Below are 12,721 nucleotides of genomic sequence, written 5' to 3'. Positions count from 1 at the left end.
TCGGTACCCGGACCGCGTTTGCGGTGTGGGAGACGCTGTTGACAGAGGAACGCGGACAGGAGCGCCTATGACGCGCGGTACACGGGACGAGGCCGGGGTCACTGCGGGAGTGCGCGAGGGGGGCGGCCCGGCCGTCACCACCGCCGGCCTGCCCGACTGGCTCGATCCCGTCGTCAAGGCCGCCCGGACCGTGGAACCGCGGCAGCTGAGCCGGTTCCTGCCGCCCGAGGACGGCCGGGGGCGGCAGTCGGCCGTCCTCATCCTGTTCGGCGAGGGCCCCCGCGGGCCGGAGCTGCTCCTGATGGAGCGCGCCGGCACGCTGCGCTCGCATGCGGGCCAGCCGTCCTTCCCGGGCGGCGCGCTGGACCCGGAGGACGGGGATCCGCACACCACCGGCCCGCTGTCGGCGGCCCTGCGCGAGGCCGAGGAGGAGACCGGACTCGATCCTTCCGGTGTTCAGCTCTTCGGGGTGCTGCCCCGGCTCTACATCCCGGTCAGCGAGTTCGTCGTGACCCCGGTCCTGGGCTGGTGGCACACCCCGAGTCCGGTCGGCGTCGTGGACCCGGCCGAGACGGCCCGGGTGTTCACGGTTCCCGTGGCCGACCTCACGGATCCCGAGCACCGGGTCACGACGGTCCACCCGCGGGGGCACCTTGGCCCCGGTTTCACCGTCGAGTCGGCCCTCGTCTGGGGTTTCACGGCCGGAGTGATCGACCGGATCCTGCACTTCGCCGGCTGGGAACGCCCGTGGGACCGATCACGTCAGGTCCCGCTCGACTGGCACGCATGAGACGGTGGCCCACGTGAACGTGCTGGACATCCTGTTGTTGCTCGCCGCCGTGTGGTTCGCGATCGTCGGCTACCGCCAGGGGTTCGTCGTCGGCGTCCTGTCGGTGATCGGCTTCCTGGGCGGTGGCCTGGTCGCCGTTGCCCTGCTCCCGCTGATCTGGGACCGGGTGACCGACAACGGCACCCAGGTGTCCACCACGGTCGTGGTCATCGCCGTCGTCGCGATCATCATCTGTGCCTCGGTCGGCCAGGCGCTGACCACCCATCTCGGCGGCAAACTCCGCCGCCAGATCACCGGCACGCCCGCGCGCGTGCTCGACGCCACGGGCGGCGCCCTGGTCAACGTGGTCGCGATGCTGCTCGTGGCCTGGCTGATCGGCTCGGCGCTGGCCGGTACCTCGCTGCCGACCCTGGGCAAGGAGGTCCGCAACTCCAAGGTGCTCCTGGGGGTTTCGCGGGTGCTGCCCGACCAGGCGAACAGCTGGTTCTCGGACTTCAGCTCCACCCTTGCGCGCAACGGCTTCCCGCAGGTGTTCAGCCCGTTCTCCAACGAGCCCATCACCGAGGTGAAGGCGCCCGACCCGGCGCTCGCCACCAGTCCGGTCGCGGACCTGGCCAAGCGCTCGATCGTGAAGGTCGTGGGTACGGCGCCCAGTTGCAGCAAGGTGCTGGAGGGCACGGGCTTCGTCTTCGCGCCCGGCAAGGTCATGACCAACGCGCACGTCGTCGGCGGGGTGAGTGAGCCGACCGTGCAGATCGGCGGCGAGGGCAAGCTGTACGACGGCAAGGTCGTGCTCTACGACTGGGAGCGCGACATCGCCGTCCTGGACGTGCCGAAGCTGAAGGCGCCGCCGCTGGAGTTCACCGACAAGGACGCGACGAGCGGCAACGACGCGATCGTCGCCGGCTTCCCGGAGAACGGCGCGTACGACGTCCGCGCGGCCCGCGTCCGCGGCCGGATCAATGCCAACGGACCGGACATCTACCACCGCGGCACCGTCCGACGGGACGTCTACTCGCTCTTCGCGACGGTCCGCCAGGGCAACTCCGGCGGCCCGCTGCTGACGCCCGACGGCAAGGTCTACGGGGTCGTGTTCGCGAAGTCCCTCGACGACCCGAACACCGGCTACGCCCTGACCGTGGACGAGATCCGCGACGACATCGAGAAGGGCCGGACCGCCGAGCGCCGGGTCGAGAGCCAGGGCTGCGCCCTCTGACGCGGCGCCCCCGCCGGGTCCCTACGTCCGCGGATGCCGCAGGCGTGCGGAGACCCAGCGGGCCCGGCGGCGCAGGATGCGGGGAATGCCGAGGCGTGGGCCGTGGCCGTGCCGGCCGGCCCTCTCGTGCGTGCCCGGCGTGGCTGCCGAGCGGCGTTCGTGCGCGGTGTCACCGTAGTCGTGCGTCCAGCTCATACTCGGCTCTGTGCCCGGGCCCCAAGGTCCGTAATCCCGCACGGGGCAGCCAATTGGCCTATGCGCCGGGCAATTGAATGCCCGTAGGACGATCGGACCGCTGAACTGCCGTACGTGCGGCGGGCGGTCAGCGGTCCGGCTCGGGGTCCTTCAGCCAGTTCACCAGCTCGGTCGAGAAGGCGACGGGGTCCTCCTCGTGCGGGAAGTGCCCGAGCCCGTCGAACAGCCGCCACCGGTACGGGGCTTCGACGTACTCGCCGGATCCGGCCGCGCTGCGCGTGCGCATCACCGGGTCGAGCGAACCGTGCAGGTGCAGCGTGGGCACCCGGACGGGGCGCTTCATCCGCCGGTTGAACTGCAGCCCGTCCGGCCGGGCCATCGACCGCATCATCCAGCGGTACGGCTCGATCGAGCAGTGCGCGGTGGACGGGATGCACATGGCCCGCCGGTACACGGTGAGGTCCTCCTCCTCGGGAGGCCGCGGCCCCGACCAGTCGCGGATCAGGTCCCCCACGAGGGCCCCGCCGTCGGCGACGAGCTGCCGCTCGGGCACGAACGGCCGCTGGAAGCCCCAGATGTGTGAACTCGCCCGGGTCTGCCCGAAGTCCGACAGCATCGCCGAGCGCCAGCGACGGGGATGGGGCATGGACGACACGACGAGACGGCGCACCAGCTTGGGCCGCATCACGGCCGCCGTCCAGGCGAGGTACCCGCCCAGGTCGTGCCCGACGAGCGCGGCGTCCGGCTCGCCGAGGGACCGTACGACCCCGGTGATGTCGAGCGCCAGGTTGGCGGGGTCGTAGCCGCGCGGGGTGCGGTCGCTGCCGCCGACCCCGCGCAGGTCCATCGCGACCGCGCGGTACCCGGCGTCGGCGAGCGCTCTCAGCTGGTGCCGCCAGGTCCACCAGAACTGCGGGAAGCCGTGCAGCAGCAGCACCAGCGGCCCGTCACCGAGCTCGGCGACGTGGAACCGGGCACCGTTGGCGGCCACGTCCCGGTGCGTCACCGCTTCCCCGCCGGGGAGGTCGAGCCGCACGGCTGTGGTGGCCGTGGGCGGAATGCTGGGGTCCGGCGTGGGCGCTGTCATGAGGACGAGCGTGCCACACCCACAGCCTGGTCACTCACCGGCCGCGGGTGCGGCTTGACGGTCCCGACCACCGCGGCGGTCTGCTTGACCGAGGCGATGGACTTCTCCGGCGGCTTGATCTTCTTGAACTTCCGTACGGCGATCAGTGCGAGCACACCCGCGATCAGCAGGAACGCGCCGCCGACGATCAGGAAGGACCAGGCGAGGCCGAGCCCAAGGTTGTGGATCCCGTACGCCGCGGCGAAGGTCAGCACCGGGAGGGAGAAGACGGCGAAGACGCCCGCGGCGACGAGGGAGACGCTGCCGCTGCCCACGCGCTTGGCGTCCTCGCGGAGTTCCGCCTTGGCCAGGGCGATCTCGTCGTGAACCAGGGCGGACATCTCGGCGGTGGCCGAGGCGACCAGCTGGCCGAGTGTGCGCTCGGCTCCCTGCGCCCCTTGGTCCACTGCGCTCATCGCTCTCTCCTTCTGTCGTCCGCCGCCGCGTGGCGGCTGTCGTGCGTCTGTGCCTGCGTCGTCACTCAGATCATGCCGGACGGTCGGCCTCGGTGGTGGACCCGGCTGCGCTTCGGAACGCGGCGGCGGCCGCCTTCTCCGCCTTGCGGCGGTGTTCCGCCGCCCTGTCCTCGTAGATCTTCGCCATCCGCAGGTGGTACTCGGGCTTGTCCTCCTCGTAGATGTCCGGGATGCCGTCGTGGTCCTCGTCGCGCTCCTCGGCCTCGGTGAGCAGCCGGTAGCGGCGGTTGCGGAGCTTGAGCAGGACGCACGCGATCACGGCGGCGATGAGGGAGCCGATCAGCACGGCCGCCTTGATCTCGTCGGTGAGGACCGCGTCGCCCGCGAAGGCGAGCTCGCCGATGAGGAGGGAGACGGTGAAGCCGATGCCGGCGAGCGTGGCGACGGCGAGCACGTCGGCCCAGGCCAGGTCCTCGTTCAGCTCGGCCTTGGTGAAGCGGGCGGCCAGCCAGGTCCCGCCGAAGATACCCGCGGCCTTGCCGACGACGAGGCCGAGGACCACGCCGAGGGTCTCGGGTCGGGTGAAGACCTGCGCGATGGCCTCGTCGGAGAGCGATACCCCGGCGGAGAAGAGCGCGAAGAGCGGTACGGCGAGACCGGCCGAGACGGGCCGGACCAGATGCTCGATGTGCTCGCCGGGGGAGGTCTGCTCGCCCTCCCTGCGGGTGCAGCGGAGCATCAGACCCATGGCGACGCCGGCGATGGTGGCGTGCACGCCGCTGTTGTACATCAGGCCCCAGATGACCAGGGCGAGCGGGACGTAGACGTACCAGCCCCGGACGTCGCGGCGGAGCAGGAACCAGAAGAGGGCCAGCCCCACCAGCGCCCCGCCCAGCGCGAGGAAGTCGATCTCGCTGGTGAAGAACACCGCGATGATCAGGATGGCGAAGAGGTCGTCGACGACGGCGAGGGTGAGCAGGAAGGCGCGCAGCGCCGAAGGGAGGGAGGTGCCGATGACGGCGAGCACGGCGAGCGCGAAGGCGATGTCCGTGGCCGTCGGGACCGCCCAGCCGTCCATGGAGCCGTTGCCGGTGAGATTGACCAGTGCGTAGACCAGTGCGGGCACGGCCATGCCGCAGAGCGCGGCGATCACCGGGAGCGCGGCGGCCTTGGGGTCGCGCAGGTCGCCCGCGACGAGTTCGCGCTTGAGCTCGATGCCGGCGACGAAGAAGAAGACGGCGAGGAGCCCGTCGGCCGCCCAGTGCTGGAGGGAGAGGTCCAGGCCGAGGGAGGCGGGGCCGATGTGGAAGGACCGTACGCTCGCGTAGCTGTCCGAGATGGCGGGGATGTTGGCCCACAGCAGGGCGGCGATCGCGGCCACGAGGAGCAGGACGCCGCCCACCGTCTCGGCGCGCAGGGCATCGGCGATGTAGCGGCTCTCGGGCAGCGAGAGGCGACCGAGCAGCTTGCGGCTGTTGTGGTCGGTGGGGGTGGGCGCGGCCACGGGGGGCACCTCCGGGGGCTGTTGGACGGCATGGCGGAACTCGTTGCCGACCAGACTTCCCGGCGCACCCTGTGGTCTTTCTTTACGCTTTCAAGATTTTACAGGGTGTACGCGAGGGCGTATCCGGCGATCATCACTTTATGCGTGAAAGGGGCGCCCGGCGCGTCGCGCCGAGTGCCCCTTCCCGTGTCCTTCGCCGGTGACGCCTGTGACGCCGGTGTCGCCTGTGACGCCGGTGTCGCCGTATCAGTCCTCGCTGCCGGCGGCGGCCGGGAGCTTGCTCTGGATGAGGTCCATGACCGAGGAGTCGGCGAGCGTGGTGACGTCGCCGACCGCGCGGTTCTCCGCCACGTCGCGCAGCAGACGGCGCATGATCTTGCCCGAGCGGGTCTTCGGCAGCTCCTGCACGGGCAGGATCCGCTTGGGCTTGGCGATCGGGCCGAGCGTGTTGCCCACGTGGTTGCGCAGGTCCGCGACCAGGTTCGCCGTCTCGGACGCGCTGCCGCGCAGGATGACGAAGGCCACGATGGCCTGGCCGGTGGTCTCGTCGGCGGCCCCGACGACGGCGGCCTCGGCGACCGAGGGGTGCGAGACGAGCGCCGACTCGACCTCGGTGGTCGAGATGTTGTGGCCGGAGACCAGCATCACGTCGTCCACCCGGCCCAGCAGCCAGATGTCGCCGTCGTCGTCCTTCTTCGCGCCGTCGCCCGCGAAGTACTTGCCCTCGAAGCGCGACCAGTAGGTGTCGATGAAGCGCTGGTCGTCGCCCCAGATGGTGCGCAGCATCGACGGCCACGGCTCGGTGAGGACCAGGTAGCCGCCCCCGCCGTCCGGGACCTCGTGCGCCTCGTCGTCCACTACGGTGGCGGAGATGCCGGGCAGGGCGCGCTGGGCGGAGCCGGGCTTGGTGTGCGTCACGCCCGGCAGCGGGGAGATCATCATCGCGCCGGTCTCGGTCTGCCACCAGGTGTCCACGATCGGGCAGCGGTCGCCGCCGATGTGCTTGCGGTACCAGACCCAGGCCTCGGGGTTGATCGGCTCGCCGACGGAGCCCAGGACGCGCAGGCTCGACAGGTCGAACTTCGCGGGGATGTCGTCGCCCCACTTCATGAACGTCCGGATGGCCGTGGGCGCCGTGTAGAGGATGGTGACGCCGTACTTCTGCACGACCTCCCAGAAGCGGCCCTGGTGCGGGGTGTCCGGCGTGCCCTCGTACATGACCTGCGTGGCGCCGTTCGCGAGGGGCCCGTAGACGATGTAGGAGTGCCCGGTCACCCAGCCGATGTCGGCCGTGCACCAGTAGACGTCGCTCTCCGGCTTCAGGTCGAAGACCGCGTGGTGGGTGTAGGCCGCCTGCGTGAGGTAGCCGCCGGAGGTGTGCAGGATGCCCTTCGGCTTACCCGTGGTCCCCGAGGTGTAGAGGATGAAGAGCGGGTGCTCGGCGTCGAAGGCCTGCGGGGTGTGCTCCGCGGACTGGCGGGCGACCACGTCGTGCCACCAGACGTCGCGGCCCTCGGTGAAGGCGGTGTCCTGGCCGGTGCGGCGTACGACCAGTACGTGCTCGACCTGGGGGCACTTGGCGACGGCCTCGTCGATGGCGGGCTTCAGGGCGCTCGGCTTGCCGCGGCGGTAGCCGCCGTCCGCGGTGATGACCAGCTTGGCGTCGGCGTCCTGGATGCGGGAGGCGACGGCGTCGGCGGAGAAGCCGCCGAAGACCACGGAGTGCGCGGCGCCGATACGGGCGCACGCGAGCATCGCGACGACCGCCTCGGGGATCATCGGGAGGTAGACGGCGACGCGGTCGCCGGCCTCGACGCCCAGCTCGCTGAGGGCGTTGGCGGCCCTGGAGACCTCGTCCTTGAGCTCGGCGTAGGTGATCGCGCGGCTGTCGCCGGGCTCGCCCTCGAAGTGGATGGCGACGCGGTCGCCGTTGCCGGCCTCGACGTGGCGGTCCACGCAGTTGTACGCGACGTTCAGCTTGCCGTCGGCGAACCACTTCGCGAAGGGCGGGTTCGTCCAGTCGAGCGTCTCGGTCGGCTCGGTGGCCCAGGTCAGCCGCCGGGCCTGCTCGGCCCAGAAGCCCAGCCGGTCCGCGTCGGCCTGTGCATACGCAGCCTCTTTCACATTGGCGGCGGCGGCCAGATCGGCAGGCGGTGCGAACCGCCGCTCCTCCTTGAGCAGATTGGCCAGGCTCTCATTGCTCACGACATCTCCCTTTCCCAGGGTGTCCGTTGTGTCCCCGGGCATAGCTCATCAGTCTGCGGCCCAGGTGACAAGGGGTAGCCTGAAATTGGTTTAGACCTATATCACGCAGACGGCCCGAACGAGAACGGCGTGCGAACGGCCCCTCCCCGCTGCAGGGTGCGGGAAGGGGCCAATCGATGGCACGGATACCGGAGGGTATCGGTTCAGGCGTGCTGGCCGACCGTGTCGAAGACCCTGCAGTCGAAGAAGTCCTCGCCCTCGGACAGCAGGTACGCCTGGGCCTCACCCACGTGGAAGTACATCCCGTGCAGCTCCAGGGTGCCCTCGGCGAGCCGCCGGGCCACCGATTCGTGGGCCCTCAGGTGCTCCAGCTGCTGGACCACGTTGGTCAGGCAGAGCTGCTCCACGGCGTCTGCGGGCAGCCGGCCCGCGATCCGGGCCCAGGCGTGGTGGCGGCTCGCCATCCGCTCCAAACTGGGCAGTCCGTGCCGCAGCCAGCGGCGCAGCGGGGTCACCGCGACCCCGGGCGCGGAGCTGAGAAGGGCCTGCATGGCCCCGCAGCCCGAGTGCCCGCAGACCGTGATGCTGTCCACCTTCAGCACGTCCACCGCGTACTCGATGGCCGCCGCGACCGAGTCGTCCGTGGACTCGGCGCCGGGCAGCGGCACCAGATTGCCGACATTGCGGACGGTGAACAGGTCACCGGGACCGCTCGCCGTGATCATGCTGGTCACCAGCCGGGAGTCCGCGCAGGTGATGAAGAGCTGGGAGGGCCGCTGCCCCTCGCGGGCCAACCGCGCCAGCTCGTCCCGTACGTGGGGTGCGGTGTCCCGCTGGAAGGCGCTGATCCCATCGGCCAGCTGGCCCGCGCCGCGCCGCCGGGGCGCCGGCGAGGACTCCTGCGCCCCGCCGTCCTCGGGGTCCGTGGCCGCCGCTGCCGCCGCGGTCGCGGCCGTGGCCGTACGGGTGGCGGTGGCGCGGTGGTCGCAGTGGTTCTGCCAGGGGGTCCAGGGGCGGCAGCACTGGTGCGTTCCGCGGTGGGCGCGCCGGGACCGCTCGCTCTGGTGGCTTTCGGGGTGGCGGCTGTCGTGGCCGCGACCGGACCCGTCGGACCCGGCCGAGGCCTCGGCTCCGTCAGCTGCGTCGGGGGAACCGGGCTCCCCGGCCGGGGCCGGATCGGCCCCCGTGATCCGGGCCGCCTGCCCGGAGCGGCCGGTGACCTCCAGCGACCCGCCGTGTGCCAGGTGGGACTGCTGCCAGTCCTGGATCGTCTCGTAGGCCGCGTGGTCCATAAAAGAACCGTCGAGCTCGACCACGGCGTGTGCGCCGTGCGGGATCTGGTTGAGCTCCCGGCTCAGCCGCGGCACCGCGAGGAAGGTCAACTGCCCCCGGGCGCTGACGCGGTGGACACCGCTGTCCAGCCGCTCCAGCGTGATGCGCGTCCGGGCGAGCCGGTGCAGGGCCAGGGCGACGGCCACCGCGATGCCCACGGCCACGCCCTCCAGCACCCCGCCGAGCACCACGGCCACGATGGTCGTCCCGTAGACGAGGGCCTCCCGGTGCCGGGTGACGCTGCGCAGGTGCGTGATGCTGACCATCTGCACGCCCACCGCCATCACCAGGGCGGCCAGCGTGGCCAGCGGGATCAGGTCGAGGAGCGGGACCAGCAGGAAGGCCGCGAGCAGCACCCACAGGCCGTGCATCATGGACGACTTCCGGCTGGCCGCACCGGACTTGACGTTCGCCACGCTGCGCACGGCCACGCCCGTGATGGGCAGCCCGCCCAGGGCCCCGGAGACGATGTTCGCCGCGCCCTGCCCGCGCAGCTCACGGTCGAGGTCGGCGCGGGGCGGGCGGTTGTCCGTGCCCCGCTCGGACGCGATCAGCTTGTCGGTCGCGACTGCGGAGAGCAGGGACTCCACGCTTCCGACCAGGGTGATGGTCAGTACGGCGGCGATGAGACCGAGGACCGGCCCTTCGGGCATCTCGGGAAGTGCGTGGCTGCGCCAGGACGGCAGGTCCACCCGGGGGAGGCTGAGCCCGGCCAGTGCGGCGAAGGCGGTGGCCGTGGCGACGGCGGCGAGGGGCGCCGGCACCTTGCGCAGGCCCCGGCCCACCCGCCCGGGCAGCCGCGGCCAGCCGAGCAGGACGACCAGCGTCAGCGCGCTGACGCCGAGCGCCACCGGGTGCAGGTCGGCCAACTGGGCCGGCAGCCCGAGGACGTTGGCCACGGCCGAGCTCTGCGGCGTGCCGCCGAGCACGATGTGCAGCTGGGCCAGCGCGATGGTCACACCGATGCCCGCGAGCATGCCGTGCACGATGGCCGGGCTGACCATGAGCGCGGACCGGGCGGTGCGCAGGGCGGCGAGGCCGAGCTGGCAGACGCCGGCGAGCACCGTGATGGCGCACGTGGTGCGCCATCCGTACCGCTGGATCAACTCCGCGGTGACCACGGTGAGTCCGGCGGCGGGACCGCTCACCTGGAGGGGAGCGCCGCCCAGGCGTCCGGCGACGATCCCGCCCACCGCGGCCGCGACCAGGCCCGCCTGGAGCGGGGCTCCGGTGGCCAGGGCGATGCCCAGGGAGAGCGGCATGGCGATCAGGAAGACGGTGATGGAGGCGGAGAGGTCCGCGGGGAGGTCTTTGCGGACCCCTTGGGGTGTGCGTGCGGGGAAGGTGGCTGTCATGGGGTCCCGTCTCCTCTGGGATGAGGGGTGAAGCGGCGGGAGTCTCAACACTCAGTAAACGGATGGTAATGGAGAGTAAAGATGAGTGGTGGATAATTCGGGCAAATGGCATACGAATTAGCACCCAAGGGTGATTAAGCATTTTGTCCGGCTTGTCATACCTTCCTCGCACTGGACCGCATGGGACGTTGCGGCGCGGAAGTCCTGCGATGGAACTGCGAGGGAGAGGTGGGGCGGATGATCGCCGCCACGAAGAAGATCGCCGGCGGCCTGGTCGCCACGGCGCTGGTCCTGGGCGTCGCCGGGTGTACCGCCTCGGAACCTGCGAAGTCCCCGGCTGCCGGAGGCCCGAACGCACGGAAGGGCGCCCCGGAGGCGCCCGGTAGCGTCAACCGCCCCATCGGCGACGGTTCGACGGCGTACACCGGGCCGCAGCCGAACGTGCAGAAGCCGCAGAAGCTCAAGCCGGGCGAGAAGCCCCCGCAGTTCGTGGTGTTCTCGTGGGACGGGGCCGGCGAGGACAGCCAGAAGCTCTTCTCGCACTTCCGCGAGGTCGGCAAGAAGTACAACGCCCGCATGACGTACTTCCTCAGCGGCGTGTACATGCTCCCGGAGGAGAAGCGTTTCCTCTACACCGCGCCGCAGCATGCGCCCGGCCGCTCCGACATCGGCTTCGGTGACCTCCAGGGCATCAAGGACACCGCCACCCAGGTCCGTGCCGCCTGGCTGGAGGGCAACGAGATCGGCACCCACTTCAACGGGCACTTCTGCGGGCCGGACGGCGGCGTCGGCACCTGGTCCGTGGACGAGTGGAAGAGCGAGATCGACCAGGCCAAGTCCTTCGTCAAGAACTGGAAGACGAACGCGGGCCTGAAGCAGGAGGAGGCGCTCCCCTTCGACTACGACAAGGAGCTCATCGGCGCCCGCACCCCCTGCCTGGAAGGTCAGAAGAACTTCATGCTGGCGGCGAAGGGCATGGGCTTCCGCTACGACTCCAGCGGGATCAGCAAGCAGATCTGGCCCAAGAAGACGGACGGGCTCTGGGACATCCCGCTCCAGCTGGTGCCGATGCCGGGCCGCGCCTTCGACACGCTGAGCATGGACTACAACTACATGGTCAACCAGTCCGGGACGACCTCGCAGGGCGACCCCTCGCAGCACACCTACTGGGGCGACCAGATGCGCGACGGCCTGCGGCAGGCCTTCGACCGCGTCTACCAGGGCAACCGCGCGCCGCTGATCATCGGCAACCACTTCGAGTCCTGGAACGGCGGCACCTACATGCGTGCCGTCGAGGAGTCGATCAAGGGCATGTGCACGCAGAAGGAGGTCCGCTGCGTGCCGTTCCGCGAGCTGGTGGACTGGCTCGACGCCCAGGACCCGAAGGTCCTGGAGTGGATGCGCACCCTCGACGTCGGCGAGGCGCCGAAGGAGGGCTGGACGAAGTTCCTGACCGCGGGGCCGCCGGCGCCGCCGGCCGCCCCCGCAGGCGTCAAGCCGGCTGCGGAGCCGGGTGAAGGGGCTGGGGACGAGGGCTGACGACCTCCTCGGTGCCCGCGCCGCCGTCGAACGCTTCGGGCGCCTCCGGGCCCTCGCGCAGGACGAACCCGGGGTCGACCTGTTCCGCCAGGTCGGCCCCGGTCTTGGCGTTGCCCCAGCTCTCCGCGTTCTTGAGGTGGAAGCTCACCATCTGCTCGGTGTACCGGACCCAGTCGCGGTGCGCGTACGAGTCGTCGGCGGCGTCCTGGAGCGCCTGGAGGGCGAACCGGTTGGTCGCCTCCAGCAGTTCGAAGGAGGCCGGCCGGCCCTTCTCCATCGCCCGGACCCAGTCGGAGTGCCCGACGGTGACGAGCAGGTCCTCGCCCACCTCGTCCTGGAGGAACTCGATGTCCTCGGGGCCCTGCACCTTGTTGCCGACGACCTTGAGCGCCACCCCGAAGTCCCGCGCGTACTCCTTGTACTGGCGGTAGACGGACACGCCCTTGCGCGTCGGTTCGGCGACGAGGAAGGTGACGTCGAAGCGGGTGAACATGCCCGAGGCGAAGGAGTCGGAGCCCGCAGTCATGTCGACGACCACGTACTCGTCCGGTCCGTCGACGAGGTGGTTCAGGCACAGCTCGACCGCTCCGACCTTGGAGTGGTAGCAGGCCACGCCCAGGTCGGCCTCGGTGAACGGCCCGGTGGCCATGAGGCGTACGGGCTCCCCGTCGAGCAGGACCGTGCGGGCGCAGGCCTCGTACACCGGGTTGTCCCCGGTGACGCGCAGCAGCCGCGAGCCGCGGCCGGGCGGAGTGGTCTTGATCATCGTGTCGGCGGACGCGATGCGCGGGTTGGAGCCCCGCAGGTAGTCCTTGATCAGGGGCAGGTGCGCGCCCAGGGCCGGCAGTGCGGCGGCCTCGTCCTCGGCGAGTCCGAGCGCGGCGCCCAGATGCTGGTTGATGTCGGCGTCCACCGCGACGACGGGGGCTTCATTGGCTGCGAGGTGGCGGATGAAGAGGGAGGACAGCGTCGTCTTGCCGCTGCCGCCCTTCCCCACGAAAGCGATCTTCATGTTCACCAAGCGTAGTGGGTGAGTAGCACTG

9 protein-coding genes are annotated in these 12,721 nt (G+C 70.8%); 3 read left to right on the top strand and 6 right to left on the bottom strand.

The features are described 5' to 3' along the window. Positions 1-67: 67 nt before the first annotated feature. Positions 68-790, top strand: coding sequence for an NUDIX hydrolase (locus IH80_RS0104230; RefSeq protein ID WP_199819209.1), 723 nt, complete (start codon positions 68-70; stop codon positions 788-790). A gap of 13 nt (positions 791-803) precedes the next feature. Continuing rightward, positions 804-2,006, top strand: a complete 1,203-nt coding sequence (locus tag IH80_RS0104225) for a MarP family serine protease (RefSeq protein WP_030957796.1) — start codon at positions 804-806, stop codon at positions 2,004-2,006. A 322-nt stretch (positions 2,007-2,328) separates the two neighbouring features. On the opposite strand, the gene IH80_RS0104215 is transcribed toward IH80_RS0104225, so the two are convergent. From IH80_RS0104215 to IH80_RS38815, 5 genes are all read right to left on the bottom strand, one after another. Then, positions 2,329-3,288, bottom strand: a complete 960-nt coding sequence (locus IH80_RS0104215) for an alpha/beta fold hydrolase (RefSeq protein WP_030957795.1) — start codon at positions 3,286-3,288, stop codon at positions 2,329-2,331. Next, positions 3,285-3,743, bottom strand: a complete 459-nt coding sequence (locus IH80_RS0104210) for a phage holin family protein (protein ID WP_030957793.1) — start codon at positions 3,741-3,743, stop codon at positions 3,285-3,287. The genes IH80_RS0104215 and IH80_RS0104210 overlap by 4 nt, the downstream gene beginning before the upstream one ends. A 70-nt stretch (positions 3,744-3,813) precedes the next feature. Continuing rightward, positions 3,814-5,247, bottom strand: coding sequence for a Na+/H+ antiporter NhaA (gene nhaA / locus IH80_RS0104205; RefSeq protein ID WP_078906321.1), 1,434 nt, complete (start codon positions 5,245-5,247; stop codon positions 3,814-3,816). A gap of 246 nt (positions 5,248-5,493) precedes the next feature. Further along, positions 5,494-7,494, bottom strand: coding sequence for an acetate--CoA ligase (acs, locus tag IH80_RS0104200; RefSeq protein ID WP_078906320.1), 2,001 nt, complete (start codon positions 7,492-7,494; stop codon positions 5,494-5,496). 161 nt (positions 7,495-7,655) lie between these two features. Continuing rightward, on the bottom strand, positions 7,656-10,139 hold the full coding sequence (locus IH80_RS38815) for a SulP family inorganic anion transporter (RefSeq protein ID WP_051808778.1): 2,484 nt from the start codon (positions 10,137-10,139) through the stop codon (positions 7,656-7,658). A 237-nt stretch (positions 10,140-10,376) separates the two neighbouring features. Between IH80_RS38815 and IH80_RS0104190 the strand changes: the two genes are divergently transcribed. Further along, positions 10,377-11,678 (top strand): hypothetical protein, encoded by a 1,302-nt coding sequence (locus IH80_RS0104190; protein WP_030957785.1) that lies wholly within the window; start codon positions 10,377-10,379, stop codon positions 11,676-11,678. Here the strand turns inward: IH80_RS0104190 and IH80_RS0104185 are convergent. Continuing rightward, positions 11,632-12,690: an ATP-binding protein gene (locus IH80_RS0104185; RefSeq protein WP_234432117.1), complete on the bottom strand. Its 1,059-nt coding sequence runs from the start codon at positions 12,688-12,690 to the stop codon at positions 11,632-11,634. The two genes, IH80_RS0104190 and IH80_RS0104185, sit on opposite strands and share 47 nt — an antisense overlap. Positions 12,691-12,721 lie beyond the last annotated feature (31 nt).

Source organism: Streptomyces sp. NRRL S-378 (assembly GCF_000720645.1).
Classification (GTDB): Bacteria; Actinomycetota; Actinomycetes; order Streptomycetales; family Streptomycetaceae; genus Streptomyces.
Note: the sequence above shows the minus strand (reverse complement) of the source record. Positions and strands in the feature narration are given on the sequence as shown.